Origin of the sequence: Mesorhizobium sp. B3-1-6 (assembly GCF_006439555.1) — a bacterium.
Classification (GTDB): Bacteria; Pseudomonadota; Alphaproteobacteria; order Rhizobiales; family Rhizobiaceae; genus Mesorhizobium.
The window spans coordinates 65,324-83,382 of sequence record NZ_VFTM01000006.1 but is presented as its reverse complement, the minus strand read 5'-3'; the positions used below and the strand labels follow the sequence as shown (position 1 = coordinate 83,382).

General features: G+C 64.8%; 14 protein-coding genes. 5 read left to right on the top strand and 9 right to left on the bottom strand.

The genetic code is table 11. The annotated features are described in order from the left end of the window. Positions 1-23: 23 nt before the first annotated feature. The 7 genes from FJ414_RS07850 to FJ414_RS07820 form a co-directional block, all read right to left on the bottom strand. Positions 24-2,051: a CocE/NonD family hydrolase gene (locus FJ414_RS07850; RefSeq protein WP_140643129.1), complete on the bottom strand. Its 2,028-nt coding sequence runs from the start codon at positions 2,049-2,051 to the stop codon at positions 24-26. A 15-nt stretch (positions 2,052-2,066) separates the two neighbouring features. Continuing rightward, positions 2,067-3,077 carry an oligopeptide/dipeptide ABC transporter ATP-binding protein gene (locus FJ414_RS07845; protein WP_140643126.1) on the bottom strand — a complete coding sequence of 337 codons (1,011 nt, stop codon included), beginning with the start codon at positions 3,075-3,077 and terminating at the stop codon, positions 2,067-2,069. After that, a complete protein-coding gene (locus FJ414_RS07840) occupies positions 3,074-4,054 on the bottom strand; it encodes an ABC transporter ATP-binding protein (protein ID WP_140643124.1) in 981 nt (326 codons plus the stop codon). The genes FJ414_RS07845 and FJ414_RS07840 overlap by 4 nt, the downstream gene beginning before the upstream one ends. Next, positions 4,051-4,878, bottom strand: coding sequence for an ABC transporter permease (locus FJ414_RS07835; RefSeq protein ID WP_226892000.1), 828 nt, complete (start codon positions 4,876-4,878; stop codon positions 4,051-4,053). The genes FJ414_RS07840 and FJ414_RS07835 overlap by 4 nt, the downstream gene beginning before the upstream one ends. A 37-nt stretch (positions 4,879-4,915) precedes the next feature. Continuing rightward, positions 4,916-5,863 (bottom strand): ABC transporter permease, encoded by a 948-nt coding sequence (locus tag FJ414_RS07830; protein WP_140643122.1) that lies wholly within the window; start codon positions 5,861-5,863, stop codon positions 4,916-4,918. 47 nt (positions 5,864-5,910) lie between these two features. Continuing rightward, positions 5,911-7,470 (bottom strand): ABC transporter substrate-binding protein, encoded by a 1,560-nt coding sequence (locus FJ414_RS07825; RefSeq protein WP_140643120.1) that lies wholly within the window; start codon positions 7,468-7,470, stop codon positions 5,911-5,913. A gap of 183 nt (positions 7,471-7,653) precedes the next feature. Beyond that, on the bottom strand, positions 7,654-8,646 hold the full coding sequence (locus tag FJ414_RS07820; RefSeq protein ID WP_140643118.1) for a membrane dipeptidase: 993 nt from the start codon (positions 8,644-8,646) through the stop codon (positions 7,654-7,656). Between the two features lie 202 nt (positions 8,647-8,848). Here FJ414_RS07820 and FJ414_RS07815 point away from each other — a divergent pair, with 202 nt between their 5' ends. After that, a complete protein-coding gene (locus FJ414_RS07815) occupies positions 8,849-10,879 on the top strand; it encodes a prolyl oligopeptidase family serine peptidase (RefSeq protein ID WP_140643115.1) in 2,031 nt (676 codons plus the stop codon). Between the two features lie 12 nt (positions 10,880-10,891). Beyond that, the gene (locus tag FJ414_RS07810; RefSeq protein ID WP_140643113.1) at positions 10,892-12,151 is read left to right on the top strand and encodes an FAD-binding oxidoreductase; all 1,260 of its coding nucleotides are present in this window, start codon (positions 10,892-10,894) and stop codon (positions 12,149-12,151) included. Between the two features lie 13 nt (positions 12,152-12,164). On the opposite strand, the gene FJ414_RS07805 is transcribed toward FJ414_RS07810, so the two are convergent. Continuing rightward, complete coding sequence (locus FJ414_RS07805) at positions 12,165-13,058, bottom strand: LysR family transcriptional regulator (RefSeq protein WP_140643111.1); 894 nt, start codon at positions 13,056-13,058, stop codon at positions 12,165-12,167. Positions 13,059-13,176: 118 nt separating this feature from the next. Between FJ414_RS07805 and FJ414_RS07800 the strand changes: the two genes are divergently transcribed. Together FJ414_RS07800 and FJ414_RS07795 are read left to right on the top strand one after the other, a co-directional pair. After that, positions 13,177-14,529, top strand: coding sequence for an aromatic ring-hydroxylating dioxygenase subunit alpha (locus FJ414_RS07800; protein ID WP_140643109.1), 1,353 nt, complete (start codon positions 13,177-13,179; stop codon positions 14,527-14,529). Positions 14,530-14,663: 134 nt separating this feature from the next. Continuing rightward, positions 14,664-15,227, top strand: coding sequence for a hypothetical protein (locus tag FJ414_RS07795; protein ID WP_140643107.1), 564 nt, complete (start codon positions 14,664-14,666; stop codon positions 15,225-15,227). A gap of 493 nt (positions 15,228-15,720) precedes the next feature. Here the strand turns inward: FJ414_RS07795 and FJ414_RS32075 are convergent, their stop codons facing one another. Then, on the bottom strand, positions 15,721-15,831 hold the full coding sequence (locus FJ414_RS32075; protein WP_348639996.1) for a hypothetical protein: 111 nt from the start codon (positions 15,829-15,831) through the stop codon (positions 15,721-15,723). A gap of 206 nt (positions 15,832-16,037) precedes the next feature. Here FJ414_RS32075 and FJ414_RS07790 point away from each other — a divergent pair, with 206 nt between their 5' ends. Then, a complete protein-coding gene (locus FJ414_RS07790; protein WP_140643105.1) occupies positions 16,038-18,047 on the top strand; it encodes a CocE/NonD family hydrolase in 2,010 nt (669 codons plus the stop codon). Positions 18,048-18,059 lie beyond the last annotated feature (12 nt).

Genomic DNA, 18,059 nt, shown 5'->3' with positions numbered 1-18,059 from the left:
CAGTCCCGCCATCCACGATCACATCAATTCAGATCGCGTGGAAACTCCTTGACCTCTTCGCGGTCGACCACGACCTCGTCGCCGGCGCGTGCGATGAGATGCGTTTCCATGCGCCAGACATCGCGCAGCGCGCGCACCGTGGCGGAGACCGAAACACCGGCGTTCCAGTCGCCGCGCGAATAGGTCTTGTCCCACGTCACGGTCCCGCGCGCCGAGTTCGGATCGTCCGGATGGACGACGAAGACCTCGGTCTGTCTCTGCGACAGGGTCATGCCGGTGTGTGGATGGCGCACCGTTCCGGCGTCGATGACGACCGTATAGCTCGTCTCGCCGGTGATCTGGTCCGTGGTCACCTCGCGCCGGAAAGGCTCGCCCGCCTTGATCGCTTCCTGCGCCATCGGCGTGGCGCTTTCCGGTCCCTCGAATTCCGGGAGTGTCTTGTCGAGCGGCTGCGGCTTGCGCACCGGCAGGACCAACCTGCTGCCGGCGCAATGGATCGACAGCGTCGTCTTCTCCGGCCCCGGGAAGACGATCGGCCAATGCGCCGTTGCAACGGCAAGCCGGATGCGCTGGCCCTTCTCGAAGCGCTGGCCGCAGCAGCGCAATTTGACGCGCACCGTTTCGGCCATGCCCGGCGTCATCGGTGCCAATTCGAGATCGTCATGCCGATGCGTGAGGTTGAGGATGCCGTAGCTGACGCGCGAGGCCGCGCCGTCTTCAAGCACGAGCGACAGCGTGGCCGAGATCAGCGCGACCGGCTTGTCCGAGGCGAGCTTCACCTCGAATTCCGGGAAGCCGAGGATCTCCACGGCTTCCTCGAGAGGATCGGTTTCGAAGACGAGCGCGTTGCCGGCTTCCATGCGCTGGTCGACCGGCAAGGTCGGCAGGACGCCGTAGCCGCACCACGCGCCGGACGAGAGCCCCGCCGTCGAGGGCGAGCGGATCGTCAGCACGTCGTCGCTGCCCGCGCCCTCGGCAAGACGGCCGGGTGACAAGGCGAGCGCGCGCTCGCCGATGCCGGGTCCCGGCCATGACGGCTCGGCAACCCAGCGGCCTGGGCGCTCCTCATAGATGGCGGCCGGCGGCGCCGGCTCCTGCATCCAGGCGCGCAGCATGGGTTCGTCGGCGATGCCGGCGTCGATGCCCTTGAGATACTGGTCCCACCAGCGCAGGCATTCCTGGAGGAAGCCCATACGCGGGCCCGGCATGGCGAAGTGCGGGTATTTGTGGCCCCATGGGCCGATCAGTCCCTTGCGGACACCCGGCAAGCTTTCAAGCATGCGGAAGATCGGGTTCGGATAGCCGTCCGCCCAACCGCCGACGGCGTAGACCGGGATTTCGACGTCGGAATAATCCTCGCAGATCGAGCCGTGCTTGTAGAAGTCGTCGCGGCGCTGGTGCTCGAACCAGTCCTGCATCCAGATGCCGTTGCCGTCGAGGCGACCCTCCCACATCTCGCGCCAGCGGTCGCCGACGATCAGCGGGTCGGGAGGCGTCATGGCGATCGCCCAGGCCGTGGTGCCCCACATCAGATTGTCGCACATTTGCGCGCCGCCGAGATAATGGACGTCATCGTTGTAACGGTCGTCGGTGGAGCAGAGCGAGATGACCGCCTTCAGCGCCGGCGGGCGGCGGGCGGCGACCTGGAGTCCGTTGAAGCCGCCCCAGCTGATGCCGATCATGCCGACCGCGCCCGAGCACCAGGGCTGATTCGCCAGCCATTCGATGACGGCAAGACAATCGTCCTGTTCTTGCTTCAGATATTCGCCCTTGCAGACGCCTTCGCTGTCGCCGGTGCCGCGCATGTCGACACGCACGCCGGCATAGCCGTGGCCGGCGAAATAGGGATGGGTGAGCGCGTCGCGCTCCACCGTTCCGTCGCGCTTTCGATAGGGCAGGTATTCGAGGATGGCCGGCACCGGATCGGCTTCGGCGTCCTGCGGGAGCCAGATGCGTGCGGCGAGCTTCACGCCGTCCGGCATCGGGATCCACAAGTTTTCGATCTGGCGTACCTTGCGCGGGAAATCGGTGACCACGCGGATGTCTTTCATCGGACGGACCTTCTCTTAACTTGCGGCGATTGCCTCGACGGCGCTTGGGCCGGCATTGAGCGGGAAGTGACAGGTGAGCCGGCTCGAGCCGACTGCGGACGAGGTCGGCGCCTGCGTTGTGCAGATGTCTTGCGCGAACGGGCAGCGTGTGTGGAACTCACAGCCCGAAGGCCTGTCGAGCAGTGACGGTACTTCGGCCGGCAGCGCGATGCGGTTATGCACCTTGTCGGGATCGGGCTCGGGGTTCGCGGACAGCAGCGCGGCCGTGTAGGGATGATGCGGCGCCCGGAAAATCGCCTCGGTCTCGCCTTCCTCGACAAAGCGCCCGAGATACATCACCGCCATCCGGTCGGCGATCTGGCGCACGACGTGCAGATTGTGCGTGATGATGAGCATCGACAGGCCCATGCGGTCGCGCAGGTCGTTGAGCAGATTGAGCACCTCGCCCTGGATCGATACGTCGAGCCCGGCTGTCGGTTCGTCGGCGATGATCAGCACCGGGTCGAGCGCGACGGCCCTCGCGACGCCGACCCGGCGCGCCTGGCCGCCGGAGAGCTGGTGCGGATAGCGCTCGGCGAAATCGCGCGGAAGCCCGACCAGGGCGAGCAGGCGCTCCACCTCGGCTTCGAGGCTGCGGCCGGACAGGTCGTGGATGGCGAACGGCTCCGCCAGCAGCGAACGGACGCTGAGGCGCGGCGACAGCGAGCCGACCGGGTCCTGGAACATCATCGACATCTTGCGCCGCAGCGGCTTCCATTCCGCCTTGGTCAGCTCGTTCAGCTCTCGGCCCTCGAAGCGGACCGAACCGCCAGCCGTCGCCTGCAGGCCGTTCACGGCGCGCGCGAGCGTGGTCTTGCCCGATCCGGACTCGCCGACCAGTGCAAGCGTCTGGCCGCGCTCCAGCGTGAAGCCGACACCGGCGACGGCCTCGATCTCCGTCCGCCGGCCGGCCAACGCGCTCATCATGCCGCCGACGCGGAAGCGCACGCGAAGATCGGAAACGGAAAGCAGAGGTTCTGTCGTCATGCGGCCGCTCCGGCCGTCTCATCGGTGTGCCAGCATCGCGCGACGTGCGACGCGCTCAGCGCGGTATCGGGCGGCATCGCGGAGCAGACATCGTCCGCCAGCTCGCAGCGTGCCTGGAAAACGCAACCCTTGGGGCGGTTACACAGGTCCGGCAGCGTGCCGGGAATGGTGGGCAGCCGCGGCTCGCGCCGCGAGAGCCTTGCCGGATCGCAGGCGAGCAGCTTCTTCGTGTAGGGATGTCGCGGGTTGTGGAAGATGTCGCGGGTCGAGCCGCGTTCGACCACTTCGCCGGCATACATGACGATCATCTCGTCGCACAGTTCCGCGACGACGCCGAGATGATGCGAGATGAACAGCACGGAGCAGCCGATCTGCTTCTGCAAGTCCTTGAGCAACTCGATGATGGCGACTTCGAGCGTGGCGTCGAGAGCCGTTGTCGGCTCATCGGCGATCAGCAGCGAAGGCTGCATCAGCAGCGCCATGGCGATCGCGATGCGCTGCTTCATGCCGCCCGAGAATTCGTGCGGAAACTGCGCCAGCCGGCGCTCAGGATCGGGAATCCGGACCTTGCGCAGCATCGCGATGGAGAGCGCGTCCTTCGCCTTGCGCGACAGTCCGGAGCGGTATTGGATGTCGCGCATCTGCTTGCCCACGGAAAGCACCGGGTTCAGCGCCCCCATCGGGTCCTGGAAGACGGTTGCGATCTTCTGGCCGCGCAACGCCCGCATGCCTGTGCCGTCGAGACGGACGAGATCGCTTTTGCCCTCGAACAGAATCTGGCCCGACGTGACCCTGCCGTTGTCTGCGAGCAGGCCGAGAATGGCATTGATCAATGTCGATTTTCCGCAACCCGACTCGCCGACGACGCCGACGATCCGGTTCGTCGGCACCTCCAGGCTCACCTTGCGCAGCGCCTGCAACGTGCCGGCTTCGGTGGCGAAGTCGACGCTGAGGTCCTTGACGTCGAGGACGGTCATCCGCGCCTCTTCAGCCGGGGGTCGAAAACGTCGCGCAGGGTCTCGCCGAGGAAGGTGAAGCCGAGCGTTGTGAGGATGATCGGCAGGCCGCCCGCGACCACGATCCAGTATGAATCGCGGATGTTGACGAAGCCGTCGTTCAGGATCGCGCCCCAGCTTGGCAGAGGCGGTCTGACGCCGAGGCCGAGGAAGCTCAGACCGGCCTCGATCGCCACGACGACCGGGATGTCCATCGACGCGAGGATGAGGATGGGGCCGATGACGTTGGGCAATATGTGGACGGTGAGAATGCGCGCGGTGCTTGCGCCCATCGAGCGCGCCGCCATCACATGTTCAGCGGACTTCAGCACGAGCGTCTGTGTCCTGATGATGCGGGCATAGCCGGGCACGTTGACCAGCACGACCACGATCAGCACCGCAAGCAGCGAAGGTCCGGTCAGCGTGACCAGCGTAAGCGCCAGCATCACGGTCGGGAAGCTCTTGATGGCATCGAAGAGCAGGAGCATCAGATTGTCGAGCCAGCGCGGCCCGTAGCCTGCGATGAGCCCAAGCGCGATGCCGCCGATGAGCGACAGTCCGGTCGCGCCAAGCGCAATGGCCAGCGCGATGCGGCCGCCATGGAGCACACGCGAGAACAGGTCGCGTCCCAGATGGTCCGTGCCGAGCAGGTGATGCAGGCTTGCGGGCGCGAAGCGCTCGGCCGGGGCGAGTTTCGTCGGTGGGTAGCTGCTGAGCACGTCGGCGAAGAGAGCCGAGAGAACGACGATCACGACCAGGGTGAGACCGAACGCGCCGAGCGGCTCGCGAACGATGCGCCGAAGCACGCGGCCGATCTTGGCGACGCGCTGCCGTGATGGCCGGTCAATTAAGACTTGTTCTGACACGGGGGTCCAACGCACCAATGAGGATGTCGGCGAGAGCGTTCACGACGACGAAGAAAACGGTCGTCACCAGAACGGCGCCGGTGACGACCGGATAATTGCGTACCGAGATCGCCTCGTAGACCAGCTTGCCGATGCCGGGGCGGGCGAAGACGATCTCGGCGAAGACGGCCGAAGACACCATATTGCCGATGCCGACGCCGAGCAGCGTGACGGTCGGCAGGATGGCGATACGCAAGGCATAGGAATAGGTGATGCGCCGATCCGTCAGGCCGAAAGCGCGCGCGGTGCGGATGTGGCTGGCTTCCAGCGTTTCCAGCATGGAAGCGCGCACCATGCGCGCGATGTAGCCGACCCAGCCGACGCCGATTGCGAGCGAGGGCAGGGCAAGATGCTTCAGCTGGCTGGCGAGATTGCCGGGCTCGCCGGCGCCGATGGCCGGCAGCCACTGCAGGGCGACGGCAAAGATCAGCAGGGAATAGATCGCGATGACGAAGGATGGCACCGCGATGACCGCGACCGACAGGATGCCGATGACGCGGTCGACGAAGCCGCCGCGCCGCACCGCCGCGATGCAGCCCAGCGGAATGCCGAGCAGCACCGACCATGAGATCGCGCCCGCGATCAGCGCCAGTGTGTACGGCAACTGCTCGAACACGACGTCCAGCACCGGCCGCCCGGACAGCACCTCGGTGCCGAGGTCGCCGCGCAACGCGGACAAATAGAACCGGAGGAACTGGATCCAGATCGGCTGGTCCAGCCCCATGCGGCTGCGCAACGCCTGAACCATCTCGGGCGTGGCGCGCGGTCCGAGCGCCACGGATGCCGGGTCGCCCGGGATCACATAGATCATGGCGAACAGCATCACCATCGCGACGCTCACGATGATGATGCCCAGGCCCAGCCGTTTCAGCGCATAGCGGAGCATCTCAGGAGCCGGCCATTCCGCCCCATGCCGTGCCGTTGTCCATCACGTCAGGCAGGTTTGAAGTCCGCGAAGCAAGGCTCGCCATTCGGCTTGAGCCCGGCGGCAACGCTCTTGCGGTACATCACGCCGGTGACTTCATGGGTGAGGAAGACGTAGCAGCCGCTCTCCTCCATCAGGTCCTGCATCTTCTTGTACATGACGTCGCGCTTGGCCGGGTCGAGCTCGATCTTGCCTTCGGTGACCAGCTTGTCGAATTCAGCGTTGCTGAACTGCTCCCAATTCCACTCACCGATCTGGCTGGTCGTGTACCACTCCGTCGCCCAACTCGGATCAGGCTGCATCGAGAAGCGCGACAGCACCATCTGGAGCTTCTTGTAATAAGGGTTTTGCTTCGACCCCAGCGTCCAGAACGTGCCGCTGTCATTCTGCTTGATTTCGACGTTGATGCCGATGTCCTGCAGGTTCGCCTGCACGACCTGCGCCGCCGACAGGCGTTCCGCCTTGTTGAGGATGTCGAGCGTGACGATGACTCCGCTGGCGCCGGCCTTGTTGACCAGCTCGCGAGCCTTGTCGGGATCGTATTCGTAGAGGTTCTTCTCGCGATGGCCGACCAGGCCGGGCGCGATGATGCCGGTGGAGGTGGCGGCGGCGCCGAAATAGGCCGCGTCCACCACGGCCTTGCGGTCGACGCCATACTGCACGGCGCGGCGCAGGTCCGGATTGTCGAAGGGCGCCGCGATCTGGTTCATGCCGAGCCAGACGAAGGCCAGCGACGGCTTCTCGACCACGACGGTGTCCGCCGGCGGCGTTTCCTTCAGCCGCTTGATTGAGGACACGGCCGTCCAGGTGTAGTCGAGGTCGCCTGCCTCATAGCCAAGCTCGGCGGTCTTTTCGTCCTCGATCGGATGGACGTGGATCTCGTCGTAGCCGCCCTGCTCGTATTTCCAGTCCGGGTTGCGCACGAGCACGGTGCGCTGCTTGGGCGTCCATTCCTTGAGCAGATAGGGGCCTGACTGCGCCACGGGTTTCACGCCGAGCTTACCGCCAGCCTCGGTCACGGCGCGCTTGGACAGGATCGTGCTCGACGGCGTCGGCAAGGTCGAGGTCCACAACGGCGCGAACGCCTTGTTCAGATGGATGATACCCGAAAGCTTGTCCTTGACCTCGACTTCCTTGAGCGTCGCCCAGTCGCCCGCATAAGGGGACTTGTTGGCGGGATCGGCGATGCGCTCGATCGAGAACTTCACGTCCTCTGCGGTCAGCTGACCGAAACCGTCGGTGAAGCCGATATTGTCGCGCAGCTTGAAGGCGATCGTGAGTGGGTCGAGCTGCTCTATCTTCTCCACAGCCATCGGCTTCCAGCCCCAGCTGTCACCGGGCGTGGCGACAACCAGGCCGGCGAAAATGACGTTGGTGATGTCGCCTTCGGGCGCGGCCAGGCGAAAGGCCGGATCCAGCGTCTGGATATCGCCGTATGAGCGCACCTTGAGGATGGAACCCGCCGCTTGCGAGCGTTTCGTCGAATAGATCAGCGAGGCAAGGCTTAGCGCGCCGACGCCGGCCAGCACGCCGCGGCGCGTCATGTTGATGTTTGCGGTTTTGATCATGCTCTGCCCCTCTTGTTTATATTGTCCGCCGGCATCGGCCGGGCTTCGGGAGATCCTTCCAAAGGCCCCCGTTTCGATCAGCCTGCCCCGGCTATACACATATGTCTAGTGAAAAAAATGCATCCTGTGCCGTCGGACCGGACGCCTTTTATCCGCGACCGACGCGATTGCCATTTCGATCGGCTATTTCCAGATCTCGCGCGCCAGCCGCATGAAGTTGCCGCCCATGACGTCGCGAACAGTGCGTTCCGGATGGCCGCGGCGCAGCAGCACCTCGATAAGCTCCTTCGTCTGGCCCGGGCTCGAATAGGTCGTCTTGCCTTCGGGATATTCGTTCTTTGGCCAGAAATGCGGATTGCTGGAGATGATGTCCTCGATGCCTTCGACCTCGACCGGGAAAGCATAGTCGAGCCCGATGCCGACATGGCGCGGACCGGCAAGGTCGATCAGATATTCGACGTGGTCGGCCAGCCGCTCGGAATCGGTGCGGCCCTCGTCGAGGAAGCGGTTGAGGCCCACGACGCCAATGATGCCGCCGGTACGGGCGCAAGCCTTGATCTGGTCATCGGTGATGTTGCGCCCGTGAGCGCAGAGCGCCTTCGGGTTGGAGTGCGAGAAGATCACTGGCCGGTCCGTATACTCCATCACGTCCATCGTGGTGCGATAGCCCGTATGGGTCACGTCCACGAACATGCCGAGGCGGTTCATTTCGTCGATCACCTGCCGGCCGAATGCGGTCAGACCTGTGTCCTCGTCGTGGCACCCGCCGCCGGCGAGATTGTTGCGGTTGTAGGCGAACAGCATCTGTCGCACGCCGAGGCGATGGTAGAACTCGACCATTTCGACCCGGCCGTTCAGCGCATTCATGCCTTCGATGTCGAAAGTGACCGCCAGCTTGCCTTGCGCCTTCGCGGCGAGGATTTCGTCGGCCGACGAGACGAGCGCGTAGTCGGCCGGACGCGCCAGGATCCAGTGCCGGAAACAGGCAAGCGTGGCGACTGTCTTTTCCCAGGGCAGGAGATCGAAGCCGACATCGATGGAAAGATAGTCGACGCCTGCGTCGCGCCAGATCCGCAGATTGTTCAGGTCCGCGGCCGGGTCGGGCATGAAGCCGGAATGCGCATCCCAGATGACTTCGCTCTTCAGGATCGACTGGACTTTGTCGTCAAGGTTCATCGCGTCTTTGTCCGGTTGTTACGTTGCTTCGAAATCTGCGCGTTCCGATCATGGCGGGTCAACCGCCCATCGTGCCGTCAAGGCCCTTGGCCCAATCTAATGTACACCGGTGTCTAGACAATGCTCCGGCTGTCGTTATGGTTGGGTCCGGGAGCTTGCCGTGGCGATAGCGCCAGGTTGAGCGAGGTGTTGGGAAGTCGAGATGAGCAGCGTGCGGAACTCCGGATCGATGATCGCGCCGATTGCCGGCCGGATGTCGGGGGATTTCCGCTCCGCCGCGGAATTCGCCGAGGCAGCGGGTTTGTATGCCGCTCTCTTCGGGCTGGACGGGCACGTCTTCGCGGCTCGCTCTCTTTGCGGTCACGCCTCCAGCGATGCGATGTTTTTCATCGGCCAGAGCTTCGAGGGCGGCCTCGATGGCGCGCCGGTCAGCCGTCTCTATCAGGTGGGGCGCGGCGGTGAATCGCCTCAACGGCTCAATGATGCGGAGACCAGGCAAATCAGTCTTGCGCCGGACGGAGAGAGCCTGGCGGTCGCCTACGCCGGTGGAGAGGCGGGCGTCGACCGCATCGAGATCTGGTCTGGCGGCGAAGGCACCGCGGTGGCGGATGTGCCCGGCCGGATCGAGCTGATGGACTGGGCGCCCGACGGCCAAAGGTTGCTGCTCGTCGTTGCCGGCGTCGGCGCGGATCTGGCTGGAATTCACGGTGGCTACGCGCAGAAGCAGAAGACGGATGCGCCCGCATGGCTGCCCGAAGTCGGTTGGGGCGAAGGCGAGGACCTTTGGCGCCGGGTTTGGATCTGGGATATGAAGGCCAAACCCGCGCCGCTCACATCGGCGCCGGTCAATGTATGGGAAGCGAGCTGGTGCGGCGCCGACAAGATCGCCGCCGTGACCAGCGATGACCATGGCGAGGGCAGCTGGTATGCGGCGAAGCTTTCGCTGATCGACGCGAAGTCGGGATCGGCCACCCTTCTTCACACGCCGCGCGACCAGATCGGCGTTCCTCGCGGCTCGCCCGACGGCGCCCGTATCGCCTTCATCCAGGCCTTCTGCAGCGATCGCGGCCTTGTTGCCGGGCAGCTGTCGATCCTAGATCCGTTCGGCGGCGAGGTTGCAGTCGTGCCGACCAATTCGATCGATGTCACCTCGATCGAATGGCGCTCCGCGTCCAGCTTGCATATGGCAGGCATCCGCGGCCACGAGACGGTGCTGGCCGATTGCGATGTCTCCGCCGCAGGGGTGACCGAACGCTGGTCGTCGACCGAATTGACCTGCGGCGAGTGGGTGCCCTCCAGTGTGCCGGTCGGGGCCGCGGGCTCGCTCTTCATCGCGGAGGCTTATGACCGGGCTCCATTCCTGGCCGAGGTCGCCGATGGCGGACTGCGCGAGATCGCGTCGCTCATGGCGTCCGATGCGCAGTCCGCGATGGCCGGCCGCGGCAAGGCCGAGCCGTTTTCCTGGCGTGCCCGCGACGGACTCGAAATCCAGGGCTGGCTTGTCCGCCCGCTGGCGGCGGCCGGGCCGACGCCGCTGCTGGTCGATATCCATGGCGGGCCGATCTCGTCCCATCGCAACCGCTGGATGGCGCGAACGCGTTCCGCTCCACTGCTCGTCTCGCGCGGTTGGACGATTTTCTTTCCCAACCCTAGGGGCAGCACGGGACGCGGGGACGCCTTCGCCCGCGCCGTGCAGGGCGACATGGGCGGCGCCGATGCCGACGATATTTTGAGCGGCATAGATGCCCTGGTGGAGAAAGGCCTGGTCGACCCGGATCGCGTCGCCGTCACCGGCACCAGCTATGGCGGCTTCATGTCCGCATGGCTGCCGACGCGCAGCGGCCGCTTCGCCGCCGCCATTCCGATCTCGCCCGTCGGCGACTGGTACAGCCAGCATCGCACGACGCAGATACCGGAATTCGACGCGCTGATGCTGGAATCCTCGCCATGGGAAGAAGGCGGCGCCTATTTTACCCGCAGCCCCGCCTTTTACCGGCAGCTCAGCAAGGTCCCGACGCTGGTCATGGCCGGCGGCATCGACAAGAGCACGCCCCCCGGCCAGGCGCTGGAGTGCCATTTCGCGGCCTTGCGCTCGGGTTCGCCAAGCGCGCTCGCGACCTATCCGAGCGCCGGCCATAGCCTGCGCGGCTATCCGGAATATATCGACACCGCCGCCCGCATCGTCTGGTGGCTTGACACCTATGTTGGCGGTTCTTCGACCGCGAAGATCTAAGGAGGAAGAGAAATGCCGGCAGCAAGCAACAGCAAGCATATCGTGGTCGTGGGCGGCGGCATCATCGGCTGCTCCACCGCCTACCATCTGCTGAAGTCGGGTGTGAAGAACGTGACGCTCGTGGAGGCAACCGAGCCGGGCTCGGCAACGACCAGCGCCGGCGCCGGCTTCGTCTCGCATTGGTCGGCCGGCATGATCCCGGCCGGCGAGGAAGGCCTTCGCCTGCAACAATACGGTCTCGACTTCTACCGCATGCTGCATGAACTGGGTACCGAGATCGGCTACCGGCCGAACGGCACGTTGATCATGACGCTCACGCCGCAGGGGCGCGAGGATTTCGTCATGCCGGTGCTCAGCTCACCCTATGCGCCGAAGGAGATGCAGGATCTTAACGCCGCGCAGATCGGCGAGAAGATGGGCGGGCTGGTCGATCCGGCGAAAGTTCACTCCGGCGCCTACAACCCGCATGGCATACAGGTCGACACCAAGCTCGCGCTCGGCGTGCTGGTCAACGAGATCAAGAAGCTCGGCGGCGTCGTGCGCGACAGGACCAGGGTGCGGAAGATCAGCGACGTCGGCGGCAAGGTCACGCTGGAAACCGACCGCGATAGCATCGAGGCCGATGGCGTGGTCGTGGCGGCGGGCGCCTGGAACAACGAGGTCCTCGCCAGCCTCGACTGGCACCTGCCGCTGCTGCGCGTGCTGGCCACGCGCGTGGTCACCGACGATCGAGGCTTGCCCTCGACGCTGCCGACCATCCAGTGCCGCGAGTTGCGGCTTTGGCTGCGCGAGACCTTTGGCGCGATCATGTGGGGCACGGGGAGCCACTACACGCCGATGCATCGCCTGGAGGAGAGCGACCTCGAACCCGGCCAGCCGCACAATCGCGAGCTGATGCAGTCCATGGTCGATCACCAGATGGGCAAGCTGCAGGAAGTCTTCCCGCCGCTCCGCGACTCGAAGGTCGCGAACTGGTCGCAAGGCATCCCCTGCTACACGCCGGACGTTGGCTTGATGGTCGGGCATGTGCCGGGCCACGCGAACATCGTCGTCGCGGGTGGCGACAACGAGACCGGCGTCAGCCATGGACCGGGCCTCGGCAGGCTGGCCACCGAGATCCTGCTGGACACGCCGCGCTTGGTCGATCCGGCGCGCTTCAGGGTCGACCGCTACGCGCGCGATGCCTTCCCGAGCGAGGAAGATGTCGAGGCCTCGATGCCCGCATGGAGCGCGCGCCACGGCGCCAGGCGTTTCGCCACCGCCGCGGAATGAGACCAGCGGCAGGTCAGCGGGCTGTCGCGCTGTCGAGCAGGGCTTGCGCCACCATCTGTTCGGTTGGCGTCGTCTTCCTGCGGGTGACGATGTAGAACGCATCGGCATGGCGGCGCGGAGTCCTGGTCAACCGCACCAATTGCCCGAGCCTGAGCTGCTCTTCGACGAAGCCGGCCCAGGCGAGCGCCGCGCCGCGGCCGGCTATCGCCTCATGCATCATCGACAGATAGCTGGAGAATGTCGGACCGGGCAGGCTCCGCGTAGTGCCGATCCAGGATCTCCAATTGTCGATCGCATCTTCGGGAGCCGCGAGATGCAGCAGCGGCACGTCGAGGAAGGCTGCCGGATCCTCCGAGGCCAGAGCAGGGTGCCTTTCGAGGAAGCCCGGCGAGCAGACAGGAAACCACTCCCCGTCGAACAGCTTGCGGGCGGCGAGGCCAGGCCAAAGCTCGGGACGTCCGAAGCGTATCGAAATCCCGACTTCCGGCCGGCCGAAATCGTCGGGATTGCTGGAGGTCAGCAGCGTGACACGGCCATGCGTGACGAGCGAGGTCACAAGGTCGAAGCGCGGCATCAGCCAAGCCTGGACGAGGTCGTAGCCGCTGGCGATGACGAGGGAATCGCGATCGGCCTCCTGCAGGCGCGCGACGGCGTCGCGGATCGTGCCCAGCCCGTCTCGTATCGCCTCGGCCAGCGCGGCGCCGTTCTCGGTCAGCGAGACGCGATTGCCCTTGCGGGCCAAAAGGTCCAGCGCGAGCCGCTTTTCCAGATTGGCGATGTGGCGCGACACGGCCGATTGCGCGATGGCAAGCTCCTCGGCGGCGGCCGTCAGGTTGCCGCGTCGCGCGGTCGCTTCGAATGCGACCATCGCGTTGAGCAAGGGAAGCGAGGCTTTGAGCGTCTTCATCGAGGATAAGAGTATTCCATGACTTTTCGAGATGGAAGCCTGCCAAATCCATGGTTGATGAGTGCCGCAATTCGCTGCAACCCTGATCAAAAGGCATTTGCCAGCCCCGGAGCCTGCCATGTATGCAAACGACAAGATGTTGTCCGGCCTCGATCGCGCGCGCGTGGTCAGGCTGATTGACGAGCATCGCAAGGACTGGTCGCTGCAGCAGGCCTTCTACCTCGACCCGGATATCTTCGCGCTCGAGCGCGAATTGTGGTTCCCTCGCCAATGGGTCATCGTCGCCCATTTGAGCGAGGTGCCGGAGAAGGGCAGTTACGTCATCCGTCAATTGTTCGACGAGGAGATCATCGTCGCCCGTCATGGCGATGGCGAGGATGATATTGCCGCCTACTACAATGTCTGCACCCATCGCGGCTCGCGCCTGTGCATCAAGGATGGCCGCGGCAAGCTGCTGGTCTGCCCCTATCATGCCTGGTCCTTCCGGCTGACCGGTGAGTTGCAGACCCGGCGCGACCTGCCCGAAGGCGTCGATGGCGACAGCCTCGGACTGCACAAGGTGCCGACGAAGGTGATGGGTGGTCTGGTGATATGCGGCCTCGATGCCTCCAGCCTGCCTGACATCGAACCGGCGGCGGCCGGGCTAACGGATCTTCTGCGCGAGAACGGGATCGCCAACGCACGCATCGTCGCGCGCAAGAATTACCTGACCAAGGCGAACTGGAAGCTTGTGCTGGAGAATTTCCTCGAGTGCTACCACTGCCGCCCGGCTCATCCCGAATATTTCCGCGTCAACGGCCATGTGAAGGTGACCGCCATGCGCGACGACTACAACGCCGCCGAATGGAGGCAGGAGATCGACGCCTGGCACAGCGTCATCGGCGACGCCGAGTTCCACAAGGGCGTGTGGGAGCCAGGCGACCTGGACACGATGCCCTACGCCATGCATCGCAAGCCGATCGGCTCGGGCCGCCTCACGCTTTCCGACGATGGCCAGCCGGTCTCGTGCCTGATGGGCGGGCGCGGCAAGTATGACGGCGGCGAGAATGGGTTCCGGATCGGCCGGCTTTCGTTCCTAAGCGCGCCCAACGACTATCTGACGATGTTCCAGATGATTCCGCGCAACGCCAACGAGACCGACGTGATCCTGACCTGGCTCGTCGACAAGGATGCCGATCCGGCCGCGGACGCCGACAAGATTTCATGGATGTGGGACGTGACGACCGTCCAGGACAAGAAGATCACGGAAGACAACGCCGAAGGGATTGCCTCGCGCGCCTATCGCCCCGGGCCTTATACGCCGCTGGAGTCGCAGACCGCCTTTTTCATAGAGACCTATCTATCGCAGATGCGCAGCCTGGTCACCGGCGAACGTAGGGAAGGGGACGAGGCTTGGGCTGCGCCGTCACAGCTCTATGCCTCGCCGCAAGCGGCCTGCAGGGCGCAAAAAAATGGCCAGGCCGCATCATAGATGTTGTGACCACGATCCAAATGTAGGTTGTCGCCTCGCGATAATCGCTCGCTGGCGGCAGGCCGACACGCGCGAACAATGGTCAGGAGCAGCCCTGTCGCCTGTATAGGCGTTTTCAGCCTGATCGTCGTTCCGTGATCCCTGCCGCACGTCTGCAAGCCACCCTCGATCTTATGCACGAAGTCGATAGCGTCGCGCGTCCCGCGGATGCAGCCGTCCCGGCCTGGTTTGGCGCCCGACGCTATATCGGCGACAAGGACCGTGGTCAGATTTTAGAGTCGCTCTATGCGCTCCGGCATCAAGGACGGCTTGGCTGGTGGCTGGTCAAGCATGGGCGCGAGGATATGCCCCGCACCCGGCTGCTGGCATGGTTCACGCTGAAGGAAGGCAGGACGCCCGAACAGACCAAACGCCTGTTCAATGGGGTGAAATTCGCGCCTGCCATCCTGATGGATCATGAGCACGCGCTGCTGGTCAAATTGCAGGGATGCACAATCGACCATCCCGGCATGCCGGAAGAGGTGCGCCTCGAGTGCCCGTCCTGGGCGGCCGATCCCCTACGGCGCCGTTTCAAGGAAGCGCATTCGTTCCAACCGAGCGCCGTCATCTCGGCGCGGTTCATCGACAGGAACGGCGCGCCCGTCCGGCATGAGGCCGGTGGCCGGTGGCGGAACGATTTCTTTTTGGGCGCTGGCTAGGGTTTCCATCCGCAACGTAGAGGACGCCGCCAAAGTGGATGGTTCGGTTCCCGAATATTACTCGCAGCTCCGGCCCGGCGCAGCTTGACTGCCGCCGGTCGGGATACGTCGTTGCAGCAGTCCGAGTCGCCAATGCCATGGCACAGGTCGACCACAAAGTTCTGAATGACTGCTTTGCGACCGTCGGTGTCGACTTTCTGGTCCTCCGAGGTCGATTCTGGGAGCGGCTGGCGGTAAATATTGGGATAGTTCGTGTGTTTGCCGCTTTTTATCTTCTATTCCTTCGCCGTAGGTAGACCAGACGCGCTCTGATCGCGGGCTGCTGGCAGCGTGGCCGAGTGTTCATCCTTTAGGTCGGTCTGGGTGAGCCGCCGCTGGTTGGTGACATTGCCTGAAAATTCAACGGATAGCGCAGTTGCGCCTGCTGGACGCCGACTTCGCTGCACACAGAGATGGTTCTTGCAGCCGAGCGCGGCAGGTCCGATCGCGCGCTCTACCGCGTTAGTGTCGAGCGGGTTCGACCGTCACGCAGGAATCGGGTCAAGCCCTCCCAGCGTGAGTGCGCGCAGCCGGCGGCTTCAGCGAGCGAACTACCACTTGTCAACGACGGCAGCTGTGCTTCGAGCCAGGCGCGCGAAGAGGCTCATTGCAGGCGCGGGAGCGCCTCACCTGAACGCCAATTCTCGGGTACCTTCAGCGGTGGGTGAATACAGTTCTGCCTACCCTTTGGTCGCACCTGACTAAAACACCATTGCATCCCGGCTGCTCTTGTTGTACGAACGTTCAACAAGGCATTGATGGGCACCCGCCGTGGTACGGACCGAGTTTCCCTTTGCCGTCGAAACCGTCGATCCATACTGGATCGCGCTGGCTGACGGCACGCAAATCGCCGCCACGGTGTGGCGCCCGCGCACCGAGGGCAAGGTGCCCGTGGTGGTCGAAATGGTGCCTTACCGGCGCCGAGACGGCACCGTTGCCCGTGACATCGACATCCACCACTGGCTTGCCGGCCACGGCATCGCCTGCGCCCGCATCGACATCCGCGGCTCCGGCGATTCCGATGGCGACCTGGCCGACGAATATCTGCCGCGCGAGCAGGAGGACGCATGCGAGATCATCGCCCATCTGGCGGCGCAGTCCTGGTGCAACGACAATGTCGGCATGACCGGCATTTCCTGGGGCGGCTTCAACGCGCTGCAGGTCGCGGCGCGCCGGCCGCCGGCGCTGAAGGCCATCATCGCCAACTGCGCCACCGACGATCGCTATGCCGACGACATCCACTATATGGGCGGCGCCCTGCTCACCGAGCAGGAGATGTGGTCGAACTTCATGCTGGTGAAGAAGTCGATGGCGCCCGACCCGCAGATTGTCGGTGACGCCTGGCGCGCCATGTGGATCAGCCGTCTGGAAGCGACACGCTCGCTGTCGGAAATCTGGCTCGCGCACCAGCGTCGCGACGACTACTGGCGGCAGGGTTCGGTCTGCGAGAATCATGCCGCGATCGAATGCGCCGTCATGGCCGTTTGCGGTTGGGAGGACAGCTATTCGAACTTCGTGCCGCGCCTGCTGGAGCATCTGCCGGGGCCGAAGCTTGGCATCGTCGGACCGTGGTCGCATGCCTATCCCTGTCGCGGCGCGCCGGGTCCGCTGATCGGCTATCTGCAGGAGGCGCTGCGCTGGTGGCGTCATTGGCTTTGCGCCGAAGACACCGGCATCATGGACGAGCCGCTCTACCGGGTCTGGATCACCGGCGAGGAGCGGCCGCAGCCTTTCTATCTTCCGGATCATGCCGGCAGTTGGGCGGCCGAGGACCAATGGCCGTCGCCACGTGTCGAGCGCCGCGTCTTGCATCTGAACGCCGCCGGACTGGACGGCCAACCGGTACCTGGCGCCACGCTGTCGGTATGCTCTCCCGCCACCGCCGGCCGCGACTGCGGCCGCTGGGGCGGCTACGGTGGTTCCTGCCCCGATATGCCCATCGACCAGCGCCGCGAGGACGGCCTGGCGCTGTGCTTCGACACTTTGCCGCTGGAAGATGATTTGACCCTGCTTGGCGCGCCCGAGCTCGATCTGCTCGTCAGCGTCGACCAGCCGCATGTCAACCTTGCCGCCCGCCTTTGCGACGTCTATCCCGACGGCACCTCGGCGCTGATGACTTATGGCGTGCTCAACCTCAGCCATCGCGACAGCCACGAGCATCCGACGCCCTGTCCGATCGGAACGCCGTTCCGCGTCAAGCTCAAGCTCAACGATTTCGCCCGCGCCATACCCAAGGGGCACCGCGTTCGGCTGGCGCTGGCCAACCAGCATTGGCCGATCCTATGGCCGCAACCGAAACTTTCGGTGCTGTCGGTCTCGAGCGGCGACAGCAAGCTGGTTCTTCCGGTGCGGCCGCCGTCGCCGCGCGACCGCGACGTCCGCTTCGAGCCGGCCGAAACCGCGCCGCCGGTCCCGACCACGACGCTGGACGAAGGCTTCGACCGTCGCATCGTCACCGAGGACGTCGGCTCGAGCCTGCAGATCATCGCCCTGACCTCGGATCATGGAAGCAGGCGCTATGACGATCGCGCGATCACCGTGTCTTCCGCCAACAGCGATACGATGAGCATCAGCAGCGGCGATCCCCTCTCGGCAAAGCTCATCACCGAATATCGATGGGCGATCGCCAGCGCCGATGCCGATACCGAAGCGAGGGCGGTGACCGAGCTGACGGCGGATGAAACGCATTTCGACCTGAGTTGGCGCCTTGAAGCCCGAGAACGAGGCAAGCTCGTGCACAGCGCCTCGGCGACACGGCGCATCAGGCGCGATTTCGCCTGAAGGAGGGGAGGC